A 14,705-nucleotide genomic window follows, 5' to 3' on the forward strand; every position below is an offset into this window, starting at 1 on the left:
GCGCGCACGTCCCGCGGCGGGCAGGGCGCCCGCGGCGTGACGGCGAACGGCGTCCGCGTGCCTATTCGGCGTCGGTGGTGCTGGCTGCCGGGGCGGTGGGCGCCGGCGCGGCCGCGGTGGGCCGCACGGCGATCGAGGGCGGCCTGGCGGGGTCGGCCTGCGGCTCCCACGACACGCTGATGTCGCCGTTGACGAAGGTCTGGCACGCCATGCGGTAGCCCTGCGCGAACTGCTCGTCGGTCAGGTGCCGGCGTTCCTTGGGCTTGATGGCGTCGGTGGATTCGCGCCCTTGTTCGATCCTGCACTTGCAGGTGCCGCACAGGCCGCCGCCGCACTTGAAGGGGATGCCGCCTTTCTCGCGCAGCGACACGCGCAGCAGGTTGCTGTTCTCGGGAGCACTGACGACCTTGCTGCCGTTGGTGAGGAAGGTGATTTCAATCATGGGGCGGTCCGATTGCATGAGGGGGCTGCCCGGCGCCGTGCCGGTCATACTCGGGGTTTGTCGTGGGGCGGGCGGCGGGCTCAGCGCCTGACCAGCGCGATGTCCATGCTGCCGAAGCTGGCCAGGTGCCTGAGTTCCTGGCGCGCGTCTTCGAGCGTGTCGAACTTTTCCAGGAACTTGGAGGGCACGTAGTTGATCAGCGGCGGCGCGGCGCTGTCGGCTTCCGTTTCCTCCACCACCTTGAGCTTGACCGGATGCGCCAGCTCGGCGATCACGTATTGCGCCGTCTTGCGGCCGTAGAAAAGGTAGTCGTAGGCCTCCACGGCCACCAGCCCGTCGACGAGCTCGGTGCGGAACTGGCCTGGCTTGCTGCTGAGAATGACGTACATGACTGCGCTGCCTGCTGGATGCGGTGGGTTGCGGCGGATTGCCGGAGATTACGGATTGGCTGCCGGCGCTATCGTGGCCGGCTGGAGCGCGGCGGCGGCGCTCTGCGCCGGCAGCTCGTCCTGCTCCAGTTCGATGTCATGCTCCAGCCAGAGCTGGCAGGTCAGGCGGTAGCCCTGTTCCAGCCGCTCGCCGAGCTGCTTCTTTTCCTTCCAGTTGGGCGGCGGCAGGTGCTCGGCGCCCGCGATCACGCGGCATGCGCATTTCGAGCACTTGCCCATGCCGCACTCGTAGCGCAGGTTGGGATACGGAAACTGCTTGATCCCGGCGCGCACCACCAGGTTGGTGTTGGGCTTGACCTCGTCTTCATAGGTCTCGCCGTTCTTGTGGAATACGACTTTCGGCATACGACTGTCCCGCGGGCGGTCTCTCTGGTGCGGGCGGCATCGCGCGATGCCGCCCGCGTCATGGCAAATTCAACGCGCCTTCAGGCGGCGAGTTCGAGCTCGGGCAGCGGGATTTCTTGGGCGACGTAGTCGTGGTAGAGCGCGGTGGTGTAGAGCAGGCGCATCTGGGCGCCGATCTCGCAGATCTTCAGGCAGCGCTGCTGCAGTTCGGGCGTGTTGGCGTGTTCGAGCACGATCTGGTAGCCGCGCTCGCCGTGGATCTCGTCGGAGACGATGTGCAGGTCGAAGAACTCGACTTCCTCGTCGGTGAAGCCGTACTTCTCGCGCAGCGTGGGGGTCTGCTTGCGGTAGATGGAAGGCACCTGCGACTCCAGGCCGACCACGAGTCCGGCGACGGCGACGATGGGGTCCTCGCGCATGGCGACGGCGTAGCACCAGCTTTGCAGGCCGCGGGTGGTGGCGGACATGTTGTCGGGGTCGATGACACGCTCGCGGGTGGTGCCGCAGGCTTCGGCGAAGCGGATGAGCAGGTCGGTATGGCGGTCGCCGCCGATTTCCTCTTCATACATATTGGCGAGCAGGAAGTCCTTGGCTTCGGTGAAGCGGTCGGGGGTGCGGGCGTAGATGTAGGCGAGGTAGTCGGCGAAGGGGCCGACGTAGTGGTAGTGGTTCTCGGCCCAGCGGGCGAGGTGATCGCGGGAGAGCTTGCCGCTGGCCCAGGCGATGCTGAAGGGGGCCTTGTTGGCGCTCTTGCCCTTGATGGCGTTTTCGAGCGCGGTGCGGAAGACTTCGCGGTTCATGAGTTCGGGCATTTGGGGGCTCCAGGGTTGGGATCGCGTTGGAATCGGGCCGCTGTGGCCCTGCCGGTGAATCAATGTGTAGATTGTATACTATCTACCGGGTTGACCAAGGTCAACCCGGTTTTCGGATTTTTTCGGCGCCCGGCGCGTTTTTCCGCTTCAGGCGACCTTGAGTTCACCTGCCTCGCGCACCTTCCGGTAGGCGAAGCCCGCCAGCGCCACATCCTCCAGGCCCACGCCGACCGACTTGTAGATCAGCACGTCCGCCTCGCTGGCGCGCGGCCGGACCTTGCCGGTCACGACGTCGGCCAGTTCGACGATCTTGTCGGCCGGCAGCGCGGCGGGATCGGCCAGCACGATGTCGCCGGCCTCGCGCATCGACTGCGGCCGCCACTCCACCACCAGCTTGCTGGCGCGCGCGAGCGCCACGTCGTCGAGTTCGCGGGTATGCGGCAGGCTCGAGCCGATCGCGGCGACGAAGGCGCCGGGCTTGAGCGAGCGGCCCGAGAACAGCGGCGTGGTGGAGCGCGAGGCGGTGACCACGATGTCGGCCTGGGCGACGGCCTCGTCCGGCTCGGCGAAGGCGACCGGGATGCCGCACCACTGCGCCAGGCGCTCCGGCATGGCGGCATCGGCATACGGGTCGGACAGCAGGATGCGCTTGAGCGGCAGGGCCGCGGCGAGCTGGCGCGCATGTTGCACGCCTTGCGTGCCGGCGCCGAACAGCGCCAGCACCTCGGCGCCGGCGCGGGCCAGGTGGCGCGCGGCCAGCACCGAGCAGGCCGCGGTGCGCAGGCGGGTGATGGCGCCGGCATCGAACGAGGCCAGCGGGCGGCCGTCCTCGGTGGAGAAGATCAGGATCACGAAGGAGAACTGGCCGTTGATGGTGGTGTACACCTTGGCGCCCGCCACCTGCTGCTCGGGGATCACGGCGCCGAGCGTCGACAGCTTCACGCCGCCGGCCTCGGTGCGGATGCGCTCCTGCATGGCGGCCTTGCCTTCGCCGAAGCTGCGGAAGGCGTCCAGCATGACTTGCTGGACGTCGGCGGGGCTGACGTGGCGGTCGATCATCTCGTCGGTGATATGCAGCATGGTGTGTTTCCTCGGATGGCGCGGGGGCGCGATGGGTCAATGGATGAGGTGGGGGTCGATCGGGTCGGAACCGGCTGCGTCGCAGCCGGTGAGGCGGCGGGCGCGCCTGTCCGGCTCAGCGGCGGCGCGCGGCATCCCCATCGGGCCGGATGGCGGGGCGGTGACGCCGGCGGGAGGCGGAAATGCGGATGTCATGTGCGGTCGGGGCGGCGGGAACGGGCCGGCAACAGGCGCCGGCTGCGCTTTCTTACGTCTATTTGTATACAGTCTACATAAAATGCGGGATGAAGGCATCTGCCGGAAATGCACACAACTTAGGTCTGCTCTCAAAAGGTGCTGGAAATCCCTGTTTTAGCGCGGAAATATAAGGGTTCGCACCAATCCGGGGGCATTCCCTAATCCTTTCAGATTTCGCTTGTTTTGACCTCGATCAAGAATATAGTATACGTTCATGGGGCAGCGATAGCACCCAGAGAAAACAGCACACAGGTCTCTACAGGCAAGGATCCAAGGGGAATACATGCAACACGAAGCAGTGATTGGCGCGGCACACTGGATCTATCTACTGGGCGTGGCGGTCATCGTCCTGACCATGATCCTGCGGGCCAACGTGGTCGTACCCTCGATTCTGGGTACGTTCCTGGTGGTGTTCGCGCTGACCGGCAGCCCGGTCTCGGCGCTCGGAGGCATTTTTTCGGCCAGCCTGGTGGCGGCCAAGGAGTTGTTCAACATCTTCCTGGTCATCGCCTTCATGACGGCGCTGCTCAATTCGCTCAAGACGCTGCGCTCGGACATCCGCATGGTCGAGCCATTCCGCGTGGTGATGAAGAACGGGCATTCCGCCTTCTTCATCCTGGCCGGCATCACCTACGTGATCTCGCTGTTCTTCTGGCCCACGCCGGCGGTGCCGCTGGTGTCCGCCATCCTGCTGCCGGCGGCGATCGCGGCCGGGCTGCCGCCGCTGGCCGGCGCGATGGCCATCGCCATCGCGGGGCAGGGCATGGCGCTGTCGTCGGACTACGTGATCGGCGTGGCGCCGGGCATCAGCGCCAAGGCCGCCGGCGCCGCGGTCAGCGCCGCGGTGGTGGCGGACCGCGCGCTGGTGCTGTCGATCATCACGGGCGGCATCGCGCTGACGCTGGCGTATCTGTCGATGCGCCGGCACATCGTGCCGGCCAGCGGCAGCCTGCTGACCAAGTGGCAGGCGCGCGCCAGCGGCACCGATGCCGAACTGGAGCATTCCGGCACCTTCGACAAGGCGGAGATCGCGCGCGGCACCGAGCATGAGGAGCCGCTCGTCACCGATTCCAACATCGAGCGCAGCCTGTCGATGGTGGCGCAGCGCCGCGTGAAGTGGTCGAAGTGCTTCGCCATCGTCACGCCGCTGGCTTTCCTGGCGGTGGTCGCGGTGATGGTGCTGCCCAAGATGGGCACCGGCCTGCCCGAGCTCAAGGGCGGCGACGCCGCGGCGCTGGTGGGCGGCGTGGCGGCCGTGCTGATGATGCTGGCGACGCTGGCCGCCGAAGGCCCGCGCAAGATGCTCGACGTCTGTCCCGAGCACATCACCGACGGCTTCGTGTTCGCCTTCAAGGCGATGGGCTCGGTGCTGCCGATCGCCGGTTTCTTCTTCGTCGGCGCCGGCGAGACCGCCGCGCAGATCCTGGGCGTGAGCGCCGACCGCGCGCCCAGCCTGCTGTTCGAGCTGATCCAGGCCTACCAGCACATGATTCCGGACAACCACGTGCTGGTCGCCTTCGGCGTGCTGGTGGTGGGCATGATCACCGGCATCGACGGCTCGGGCTTCGCCGGCCTGCCGCTGACCGGCACGCTGGCCGGCGCGCTGGGGCCGGTGGTCGGCTTCGATTCGGCCACGCTGGCGGCGATCGGCCAGATGGGCGCGGTCTGGACCGGCGGCGGCACGCTGATCGCGTGGTCCTCGCTGATCGCGGTGGCGGGTTTCGCGCGCGTGCCGGTGCTCGACGCGGTGCGCGCGCTGCTGCTGCCGGTGCTGATCGGGCTCGGTGTCTCCACGGTCTGCGCGATGCTGATCTGGCACTGACCTGACCACCTGACCGGCCTGAACGGGGCGGCTCCGGGCTGCTTCCTCGGGCCGCTTTCCTCGGGCTGCATCTTCGCCACTGCCTGTTTTCGAGGGCGGCCGTGCCTGCCGGCGCCGCCGCCCTCGTCGCTTTCGCGGCGTCTTCCTGTCGCGCCGGAAAAACCATCCCCGATTCCGCAAAAAACTCATTGACCTTGGTCAACCCGGTAGATAGTATACAATCTACACATTGATTCACCGGCAGGGCCGCAGCGGCCCGATTCCAACGCGATCCCAACCCTGGAGCCCCCAAATGCCCGAACTCATGAACCGCGAAGTCTTCCGCGCCGCGCTCGAAAACGCCATCAAGGGCAAGAGCGCCAACAAGGCCCCCTTCAGCATCGCCTGGGCCAGCGGCAAGCTCTCCCGCGATCACCTCGCCCGCTGGGCCGAGAACCACTATCACTACGTCGGCCCCTTCGCCGACTACCTCGCCTACATCTACGCCCGCACCCCCGACCGCTTCACCGAAGCCAAGGACTTCCTGCTCGCCAATATGTATGAAGAGGAAATCGGCGGCGACCGCCACACCGACCTGCTCATCCGCTTCGCCGAAGCCTGCGGCACCACCCGCGAGCGTGTCATCGACCCCGACAACATGTCCGCCACCACCCGCGGCCTGCAAAGCTGGTGCTACGCCGTCGCCATGCGCGAGGACCCCATCGTCGCCGTCGCCGGACTCGTGGTCGGCCTGGAATCGCAGGTGCCTTCCATCTACCGCAAGCAGACCCCCACGCTGCGCGAGAAGTACGGCTTCACCGACGAGGAAGTCGAGTTCTTCGACCTGCACATCGTCTCCGACGAGATCCACGGCGAGCGCGGCTACCAGATCGTCCTCGAGCACGCCAACACGCCCGAACTGCAGCAGCGCTGCCTGAAGATCTGCGAGATCGGCGCCCAGATGCGCCTGCTCTACACCACCGCGCTCTACCACGACTACGTCGCCCAAGAAATCCCGCTGCCCGAGCTCGAACTCGCCGCCTGAACGAGGACAAGGCACGACTGCATTGGCATCGACGGCCCCCGCGCGGGGCCTGACCGGACGAAAGGCTTGCACATCATGGCAGTAACCAAGACAGACGAATTCGCCAACCACATCAACGGCGAATGGACCAAGAGCGCCAGCGGGCGCACCTTCGACAACGTCAACCCCGCGGACACGGACGACATCGTCGGCCGCTTCCAGGCCTCCACGGCGCAAGACGCGCAGGCCGCGGTCGCCGCCGCGGCGGCGGCGTTCGAGGCATGGAAGAAGACCCCGATCGGCAAGCGCGCGAAGATCCTCAACGGCGCGGCCGACTGGCTCGAAGCCAACGCCGCCCAGATCGCGGAGGAGCTCACGCGCGAGGAAGGCAAGGCGCTCGGCCTGAGCAAGGACGAAGTCCTGCGCTCGGCGCAGACCATCCGTTTCTACGCCGTGGAAGGGCAGTCGTTCGCGGGCGAGACCTATCCGCAGGACGACCCCGACATGCTGGTCTACAGCCAGCGCGAGCCGCTCGGCGTGGTGACGGTGATCTCGCCGTGGAACTTCCCGGTGTCGATTCCCGCGCGCAAGATCGCGCCGGCGCTGATCGCCGGCAACACGGTGGTGTTCAAGCCCTCGTCGGACGCGCCGCTGAGCGGCTACCGGCTGGCGCAGGCCTTCGTCGAGGCCGGCATGCCCAAGGGCGTGCTCAATTTCATCACCGGCCGCGCCGGCGACGTGGGCCCGGCCATCACCGAGGCGCCGGCCGTGCGCGCGATTTCCTTCACCGGCTCGACCGCGGCCGGCCAGCACATCCACCGCTCGGTGTCGCTGAGCACGCGCACGCAGATGGAGCTCGGCGGCAAGAACCCGCTGATCGTGATGGAAGACGCCGACCTCGACCGCGCGGTGGACCTCACCATCAAGGGCGGCTTCTCGCTGAGCGGGCAGGCCTGCACCGGCACCAGCCGCGTGCTGGTGATGGCCTCGGTCAAGGCCGCCTATACCGAGAAGCTGCTGGCCAAGGTCGGTACGCTCAAGATCGGCAGCGGCATGACCCCGGGCATGGACCTCGGCCCGCTGGCCACGCGCAAGCAGCTCGAGACCGTGCTGGGCTACGTGGACATCGGCAAGGCCGAGGCCACGCTCCTGTGCGGCGGCGAGCGCCTGAGCGGCGGCGATTTCGACAAGGGCTTCTACGTCGCGCCGGCCATCTTCACCGACGTCACGCAGCAGATGCGCATCGCCCGCGAGGAGATCTTCGGCCCGGTGATCGCCATCATCGAGGTGAGCAGCTACGCCGACGCCATCGCCAAGGCCAACGACACCGAGTACGGCCTGTCCGCCGCCATCGTGACCAGCAACCCGCGCTACGCGCACGAGTTCGCCAGCGACATCCAGTCGGGCACGGTCAAGATCAACCGCACCACCACCGGCAACCTGGTCAACGCGCCGTTCGGCGGGCTCAAGCAGTCCAGCACCTCCACCTTCCGCGAGTCGGGCCGGGCCGGGCTGGAGTTCTATACGCAGATCAAGACCGTGTACCGCGGCTGCTGAGGCGGCGCGGACTCAACCCATCAAGCAGGAAGCAGGAGCAGGACATGAGAAAAGCCATCAAGCTGGAACTGAAGGAAGCCCGCCACATGGTGGCGGCCGCGATCCGCAAGTCGGAGGAAATCGGCGTGCTGGAAACGATCTGCGTGGTCGACGACGGCGGCTATCCGCTCGCGCTCGAACGCATGGACGGCGCCCGCATCACCGGCCCGCAGATCGCCTGGAACAAGGCCTTCACGGCCGCCGGCCACAAGCGCTCCACCCATCTGTTCAACCAGGTGCCCAACGGCCCCGCGCTGCCGGGCAACGAAGCGTTCGGCATCCAGTGGAGCTTCGAGGGCAAGTTCGCGGTGTTCGTCGGCGGCTTCCCGATCGTGGTCAACGGCGAGGTGATCGGCGGCATCGGCCTGAGCGGCGGCAACGGCGAGCAGGACACCGCCTGCGGCGTGGCCGCGCTGGCCGCGCTGCAGGAACTGCTGGCCGGCGACGACCTCAAGGTGCTGGTCGAAGCCGACATCAAGAAGTAAGCAGGAAACCGCCAAATCGGCCTGCCGACTGTTGTCTCCCTTCTCCTGCGTGCGGGAGAGGGGAGCAGACCGCCGGCAGCACGCCGCGCCTTCGCTTTTCACGCATTGCCGAGTCAGCCATGTCTTACCGTATCCATCTCATCGAATCCCAGCAATCGTTCGAAGTCGGCGCCGACGAATCGGTGCTCGACGGCGCCCTGCGCGCCAACGTGCAAATGGCCCACGACTGCCGCTTCGGCGGCTGCGCCACGTGCCGCGTCAGGCTGGTGGAAGGCACGGTGGCCTATGAGGAATACCCCATGAGCCTGACGCCGGAGGAAGAGGAGGAAGGCTTCGCGCTGGCCTGCCAGGCGCGTCCCACCAGCGACCTCGTGATCAGCACCGCGCGGCCCGGCGAGCCTTGCGTCGAGCCCGCGCGGCACACCGCGGTGATCCGCAAGATCGAGCCGCTGTGCGCCGACGTGGTGCACCTGACGCTGGAGCTGCCGCAGGCCGAGGCGCTCGACTACCGTCCGGGCCAGTACCTGAAGATCTTCACCGGCGACGGCGTGGCGCGCAGCTTCTCGATGGCGTCGGTGCCGAAGGACCGCATCGTGGACCTGCACGTGCGCCGCATTCCCGGCGGCTACTTCACCGAGCGCCTGCTGGCCGGCCTGCGCTCCGACGACCAGCTCGACGTGGAGCTGCCGCTGGGCGGCTTCTATTTCCGCAAGGACGACTACCGCCCGCTGGTGATGGTGGCCACCGGCACCGGGCTGGCGCCGATCAAGAGCATTCTTGAATCGCTGATGGACGACCCGGACTGCCCGCCGGTGTCGCTCTACTGGGGCATGCGCACCGAGGCCGATCTCTACCTGCACGACCAGATCCAGCAGTGGGGCGCGCGCCTGTACGACTTCCAGTACGTGCCGGTGCTGTCGCGCGCGGGCGAGGGCTGGAGCGGGCGCCGCGGCCACGTGCAGCAAGCGGTGGCCGAGGACCTGCCCGACCTGTCCGAGCACGCCATCTACCTGTGCGGCTCGCCGGACATGATCCGCGACGCGCGCGAGACCTTCATGGGCCTGGGCGCCAGCGGCGCGCACATCTACGCGGACAGCTTCACCTTCCAGCGCACCTGAACATGGACCAGCCCGGCGGCAGCCTCGGCGCGCGCCATTCGCCGCTGTTCGCGCAGGTGACGGATACCTTGCGCCAGCGCATCGTGGGCGGCGTCTACCGCCAGGGCGACCGCCTGGTGGAGCATGCCTTGTCGGAGGAGCTCGGCGTGTCGCGCGTGCCGGTGCGCGAGGCGCTGCGCGCGCTCGCGGCCGAAGGGCTGGTGCGCATCGAGCCGCGCCGCGGCGCCTCGGTGGCGCGGTTGTCGGAGCATATGGCGCGCGAGATGGTGGAAGTGCGCGCCACGCTGGAAGGGCTCAACGCCAAGCTGGCCGCGCAGCGCCGCGATCCGCGCCTGGTGACGGAGCTGCAGGCGGTATTGCGCGAGGGCACGGCGGCCGCGCGCGGCGGCGAGGAGGAGCGCCTGCTCGCGCTCAACTTCCGTTTCCACGAGGTGCTCGGCAACATTGCCGCCAACAGCGTGCTGCAGGAGATGATGCGCTCGCTGCGCGAGCGCACCGGGCTGGTGTTCGCGCCGGCGCACCGCCTGCGCGCGCAGCAGAACTGGGACGAGCACGCGCAGATCCTGCGGGCGGTCATCGCCGGCGATGCCGACCTCGCCGCGCTGCTGGCCACGCGCCACGTCTACAGCGCGGCGGACGACGCCACGCCGGTCGCGCCCGAGGTGCAGGCCGGCGCATGAGTCGCGCAGCCGCCTTCGCGCCGCGGCCGCGCTTCGCCTAGACTCAACGGAGTGGGCGCGATGCGCGCCGGCGCGCATCGCATGCCGCCGTTCCCCGTTCCCCGTTTTCCGACAGGAGAGTGCTCATGACCTGCAAGATCCAGGTGGTCTTCTACAGCATGTACGGACACGTCTACAAGATGGCCGAGGCCGTGGCGGCCGGCGCGCGCGAGGTCGACGGCGCGGAAGTGGCGCTGCTCCAGGTGCCGGAACTGGTGCCCGACGCGGTGCTGGAAAAGAGCGGCGCCAAGGCCGCGCGCGCGGCCTTCGCCCACGTGCCGGTGGCCGAGCCGGACAAGCTGGCCGACGCCGACGCCATTCTGTTCGGCACGCCCACGCGCTTCGGCAACATGTGCGCGCAGATGCGCAATTTCCTCGACCAGACCGGCGGCCTGTGGATGAGCGGCAAGCTGGTGGGAAAGGTCGGCAGTGTCTTTACCAGCACCGCCACCCAGCACGGCGGGCAGGAAACCACGATCACGAGCTTCCACACCACGCTGCTGCACCAGGGCATGGTGATCGTGGGCGTGCCCTACGCCGAGGCCCGGCTGCTCGACATGAGCCAGATCACCGGCGGCACGCCGTATGGCGCGTCCACGCTCACCGCGGCGGACGGCTCGCGCCAGCCCAGCGAGAACGAACTGGCCATCGCGCGCTACCAGGGCCGCCACGTGGCCACCATCGCCGCGAAGCTGGCCGCGCATTGAGCGCGCATAGGGAGGGCGCGCAGGCGGCTAGTCCTGCGCGGCGCTCCGCAGGACCTCGGCCACGCGCCCGCGCAACACCGGCAGCAGGTCCTGCGCGAACCAGGCGTTGTGCTTGAACCAGCCCTGGTTGCGCGGCGACGGGTGGGGCAGCGGCAGATACGCCGGCCCGTGCGCGGCAAAGCCGGCCACCGTGGCCGTCACGCCCTCGCGCGCCGCCGCGCCGAGAAAATGCCGCTGCGCGTATTGTCCGACCAGCAGCGTCAGTTCGACGCGCGGCAGGCGCGCCAGCAGCGCGTCCATCCACAGCGGCGCGCATTCCTTGCGCGGCGGCAGGTCGCCGTTGGCGCCGCGTCCCGGATAGCACAGGCCCATCGGGATGATGGCGATGCGCGCCGGGTCGTAGAACACCGTCTTGTCCACGCCCATCCATTCGCGCAGCCGGTCGCCGCTCGGGTCGTCCCACGGGATGCCGCTGGCGTGCACGCGCGCGCCGGGCGCCTGCCCGACGATCAGGATGCGCGCGGGGGCCGCGGCCTGGACCACCGGGCGCGGGCCGAGCGGCAGCGCGCCGGCGCAGACGCGGCACGCGCGGACCTGGGCGAGTAGGGCGGGAAGGTCGGGTTCGGTGGCTGGCACGTCGTGAAATGCGTACGGCATCGGGTCTGGCGGCGAAAGCTGCCGGTCGGCATTGTCGAGAGTCTATTCGCTATCCCGGTCGACGGGCGCGCGCCTGTCGCTCCCGCCGGAGTCGAGCGAAGGCGGCTGATCGGCAGGCTGGAGCCAGATGGATCCTCCACGACACATGCCGAAGATCCGCAATTCAACGAACGATCGATGACGCATCGGATGGCTCGGCGATGCCCCATCGGGGGATCTCGTGCTGCCCCATCGAGAGGCAGACGTTCTTGATCTCGCAAAAGGTCTCCAGGCTTGCCGCGCCACCTTCGCGGCCGATGCCGGAATCCTTGATGCCGCCGAAGGGCTGGCGCAGGTCGCGCACGTTCTGGCTGTTGATGAAGACCATGCCTGCCTCGATGCCGCGAGCCAGGCGGTGAGCCTTGCCGATGTCCCGCGTCCAGACGTAGGAGGCCAGGCCGTAGCGGATGTCGTTGGCCATCCGCAGCCCGTCGTCTTCGGCGTCGAACGGAATCAGGCAGGCCACCGGGCCGAAGATCTCTTCCTGGGCGACGCGCATGCGGTTCTCGACGTTGGTGAGGACGGTGGGCTGGACGAAGTTGCCATGCCGCATGCTCGCCGGCAGCCCGGGCGGCACTGCGCCGCCCGCGGCGACGGTGGCCCCCTCTTGCCGTGCCATCTCGACGTAGCCCGTGACCTTTTCCCGGTGCTGTCGCGTGATCATGGCGCCGACATGAGTGGCCGGATCGCGCGGATCCCCCACCGCCAGACGTTGTGAGCGCTTGGCGAAGGCGTGGGCGAAGCTGTCGTAGATGCTGCGCTGGATGAAGATGCGCGAGCCGGCCGTGCAGCGCTCGCCGTTGATCGAGAAGATGGTGAACAGCGTGGCATCCAGCGCCCGGTCCAGATCCGCATCGGCAAACACCAGCACGGGGGACTTGCCGCCCAGTTCCATGGACAGGCGCTTGATGCCCGCGCGCTCGGCGATGCGGTGTCCCGTGGCCGTGCCGCCCGTGAAGGAGATCACCCGCACATCGGGGTGCCTGACCAGGGCATCGCCGGCCTCGGCGCCATAGCCATGCACGATGTTCAGCACGCCCGCGGGCACGCCCGCTTCCAGGGCCAGTTGGCCCAGCCGGTCGACCGTCATCGGCGACAACTCGGACATCTTCAGCACCGCCGTATTGCCCAAGGCCAGGCACGGCGCGACCTTCCAGGTGGCATTCATCAGCGGCACGTTCCACGGCGAGATCAGGCCGCACACGCCCGCCGGCTGGTACAGCGTGTAATTGAGCATCCGGTCGTCGGCCGGATAGGTGTGGCCGTTGACGCGGGTGGCAACCTCGGCGAAGAAATTGAAATTCTCGCCGGCCCGGGGTACCAGTTGATGCCTGGTCTGCTGGATCGGCAACCCGGTATCGTCCGTCTCCATCGCGGCGAGCTCCGGCACATGGCGCTCGATCAGCGCGGCGAGGTCGCGCAGGATGCGGGCGCGTTCCCTGGCGGGCCGGCCCGCCCAGGCGGGAAAGGCTGCCTTGGCGGCGGCGACGGCCAGGGCAATCTCCTTCTCGGTGCCGCGGGCAACCTCGGCCAGGACCTTGCCCGTGGCGGGATTCAGATTTTCAATGACGGACGGACTTTCGACTGACCGGCCGTTGATCAGGTGGGAAATCATGGCTTGGCTTCTCGATCGGTGAGCGGGCGGGCGGCGCCGCATGGTGTCTTACGGGAGGCGCGCGCGATGGCCGGCACCGGCGGAGCCGACCGCGACGACGGCTTCGATCTCGATCTTCAGGCCGGGGCGGGCCAGTTGCGCCACGCCGACGGTGGAGCGCGCGGGCGGAGACTCGGGAAAGGTCCGGCGAAAGACGGCATTCATGCCCTGGAAGTCGGCATCCAGGTCGGTCATGAAGACCGTCAGCTTGGCGATGTCCGCCATGCTCGCCCCGGCGGCATCGAGTACCGCGCGGATATTGCGGAATGCCAGCTCGGTTTGCGCGGCAATGCCTTCGGGAATTTCCCGGGATACCGGGTCGGACCCGGTATGCCCGGAAACGAACAGCAGGTCGTCGACGCGGATCGCGGGCGAGTAAGGGCGGTGCGGCAGCAGGCCCGTGGCAGGGATGATGACTTCGCGCTTCATGAGGATGCTGTTCTCCGTGCGGCGGATCGAGGGTTTCATTCGACGTAGAGGGGGATGGCGCGCGTAGTGGGTGCCTGTACCGGTTGGGGTTCGCCGGTCGCCAGGGAGGTCACGCGCATGGACTCCTCGAACCAGCAACGCGGCGGCGGCGGGCCCCACAGGCTTTGGCGGCGCGGGTTGTCGAGCTCCCAGCGCTTGGGCGGCTGGTCCCGGTCCACGGTAAGGTAGTCGCCGGTGTACAGCTCGAAGCGGTTGCCATCGGGGTCGCGGACGTAGACGAACAGGGCGTTGGAGATGCCGTGGCGGGCCGGACCGCGCTCGATGTTGTCGGCGTATCCGGCCGCGGCCAGGGCATCGCAGGCGCGAATCACGCCCATCGGTTCCATCAGGGAAAAGCCGGCATGGTGCATGGTCGGCCCCGGCCCGGTCATGACCGCCAGATCGTGCGTCGTGGGCTTGCGATAGAGCCAGGCGCCGTACACGTGGTCGTCGGGCGGAGCCGATTGCGTGTACTCGGAGCAGAAGAAGCCCAGCTCGCGGGTGTACCACTCGTAGCCGGCCTGCGCGTCCGGCATCAGGACGTTCACATGGTCCAGCCGCGTCGGACAACCGTGGCGATGCAGGTGGTATTGCTGCAGCAGCGATTCCACCGGCTGCTTGGTGGCGTAGTACTCGATCGGGAAGCCGAACGGGTCCTGTACCTGCAAGGTGCGCCCCTGACCGCGCTTTTCCCACGGCTGGAGCCAGCGCATCGGCAACTGCCGGGCCTGGAACTTCCGTGCGAGCTGGTCCAGGTCTTCCTCGCGGGACACCCGAAAGCCAATGGCGCCGACGCCCGGCGTGCCGGACTGCGTCAGCACCATGCTGTGATGCTCGCGATCTTCGATGGCGCGCAGATACACATGCCGTTCGTCGCGCTCGGTCTCGAACAAGCCGACCGCGTCCACGTAGAAATCGCGTGAACGGGAGAGATCGTCAACGAAGTATTCGATATGCCCGAGGCGAAGGATGTTGAAATTCATGTCGTCCATATTGCGCTCCATGTGGTTCTCCTTGTCCATGCCGCTGCCAGCGGCGATTCGATGTCATCGATTTTCTTGTGGTGGCTTGC

16 protein-coding genes are annotated in these 14,705 nt (G+C 67.9%); 7 read left to right on the forward strand and 9 right to left on the reverse strand.

Annotated features, from left to right (window positions below):
* Nucleotides 1–61 precede the first annotated feature (61 nt).
* The 5 genes from AC3WXD_RS01365 to AC3WXD_RS01385 all read right to left on the reverse strand — a co-directional run bounded on the left by AC3WXD_RS01365 (nt 62) and on the right by AC3WXD_RS01385 (nt 3,128).
* Nucleotides 62–442: a 2Fe-2S iron-sulfur cluster-binding protein gene (locus AC3WXD_RS01365; protein WP_029043843.1), complete on the reverse strand. Its 381-nt coding sequence runs from the start codon at nt 440–442 to the stop codon at nt 62–64.
* Between the two features lie 80 nt (nt 443–522).
* On the reverse strand, nt 523–831 hold the full coding sequence (locus tag AC3WXD_RS01370) for a hypothetical protein (protein WP_020204124.1): 309 nt from the start codon (nt 829–831) through the stop codon (nt 523–525).
* A 48-nt stretch (nt 832–879) separates the two neighbouring features.
* Complete coding sequence (locus AC3WXD_RS01375) at nt 880–1,236, reverse strand: 2Fe-2S iron-sulfur cluster-binding protein (RefSeq protein WP_020204125.1); 357 nt, start codon at nt 1,234–1,236, stop codon at nt 880–882.
* An 80-nt stretch (nt 1,237–1,316) separates the two neighbouring features.
* The gene (locus tag AC3WXD_RS01380; RefSeq protein WP_059414075.1) at nt 1,317–2,048 is read right to left on the reverse strand and encodes an iron-containing redox enzyme family protein; all 732 of its coding nucleotides are present in this window, start codon (nt 2,046–2,048) and stop codon (nt 1,317–1,319) included.
* 147 nt (nt 2,049–2,195) lie between these two features.
* Complete coding sequence (locus tag AC3WXD_RS01385; RefSeq protein WP_492322868.1) at nt 2,196–3,128, reverse strand: ornithine cyclodeaminase family protein; 933 nt, start codon at nt 3,126–3,128, stop codon at nt 2,196–2,198.
* Nucleotides 3,129–3,648: 520 nt separating this feature from the next.
* Here AC3WXD_RS01385 and AC3WXD_RS01390 point away from each other — a divergent pair.
* The 7 genes from AC3WXD_RS01390 (at nt 3,649) to wrbA (ending at nt 10,815) form a co-directional block, all read left to right on the forward strand.
* Entirely contained in the window at nt 3,649–5,187 is a 1,539-nt protein-coding gene (locus AC3WXD_RS01390) for a hypothetical protein (protein WP_020207105.1), read from the forward strand.
* Between the two features lie 292 nt (nt 5,188–5,479).
* Nucleotides 5,480–6,211: an iron-containing redox enzyme family protein gene (locus AC3WXD_RS01395; protein WP_492322869.1), complete on the forward strand. Its 732-nt coding sequence runs from the start codon at nt 5,480–5,482 to the stop codon at nt 6,209–6,211.
* A gap of 75 nt (nt 6,212–6,286) precedes the next feature.
* The gene (locus AC3WXD_RS01400) at nt 6,287–7,747 is read left to right on the forward strand and encodes an aldehyde dehydrogenase family protein (protein ID WP_020205483.1); all 1,461 of its coding nucleotides are present in this window, start codon (nt 6,287–6,289) and stop codon (nt 7,745–7,747) included.
* A 44-nt stretch (nt 7,748–7,791) separates the two neighbouring features.
* Entirely contained in the window at nt 7,792–8,271 is a 480-nt protein-coding gene (locus tag AC3WXD_RS01405; RefSeq protein WP_020205484.1) for a GlcG/HbpS family heme-binding protein, read from the forward strand.
* A gap of 119 nt (nt 8,272–8,390) precedes the next feature.
* A complete protein-coding gene (locus tag AC3WXD_RS01410; protein WP_020205485.1) occupies nt 8,391–9,389 on the forward strand; it encodes a 2Fe-2S iron-sulfur cluster-binding protein in 999 nt (332 codons plus the stop codon).
* 2 nt (nt 9,390–9,391) lie between these two features.
* Nucleotides 9,392–10,069, forward strand: coding sequence for a GntR family transcriptional regulator (locus AC3WXD_RS01415; RefSeq protein ID WP_454733081.1), 678 nt, complete (start codon nt 9,392–9,394; stop codon nt 10,067–10,069).
* A gap of 125 nt (nt 10,070–10,194) precedes the next feature.
* On the forward strand, nt 10,195–10,815 hold the full coding sequence (wrbA, locus tag AC3WXD_RS01420) for an NAD(P)H:quinone oxidoreductase (protein ID WP_020205487.1): 621 nt from the start codon (nt 10,195–10,197) through the stop codon (nt 10,813–10,815).
* A gap of 27 nt (nt 10,816–10,842) precedes the next feature.
* Here the strand turns inward: wrbA and AC3WXD_RS01425 are convergent, their stop codons facing one another.
* From AC3WXD_RS01425 to hpaD, 4 genes are all read right to left on the reverse strand, one after another.
* A complete protein-coding gene (locus AC3WXD_RS01425) occupies nt 10,843–11,472 on the reverse strand; it encodes a uracil-DNA glycosylase family protein (RefSeq protein WP_492322870.1) in 630 nt (209 codons plus the stop codon).
* A 163-nt stretch (nt 11,473–11,635) separates the two neighbouring features.
* Nucleotides 11,636–13,126, reverse strand: a complete 1,491-nt coding sequence (gene hpaE / locus AC3WXD_RS01430) for a 5-carboxymethyl-2-hydroxymuconate semialdehyde dehydrogenase (protein ID WP_492322871.1) — start codon at nt 13,124–13,126, stop codon at nt 11,636–11,638.
* Nucleotides 13,127–13,174: 48 nt separating this feature from the next.
* Nucleotides 13,175–13,594 (reverse strand): RidA family protein, encoded by a 420-nt coding sequence (locus AC3WXD_RS01435; RefSeq protein WP_043367136.1) that lies wholly within the window; start codon nt 13,592–13,594, stop codon nt 13,175–13,177.
* Between the two features lie 35 nt (nt 13,595–13,629).
* Nucleotides 13,630–14,637: a 3,4-dihydroxyphenylacetate 2,3-dioxygenase gene (gene hpaD / locus AC3WXD_RS01440; protein ID WP_231401690.1), complete on the reverse strand. Its 1,008-nt coding sequence runs from the start codon at nt 14,635–14,637 to the stop codon at nt 13,630–13,632.
* Between the last annotated feature and the right edge of the window lie 68 nt (nt 14,638–14,705).

It is taken from the genome of Cupriavidus sp. FW216-B1 (assembly GCF_058789195.1).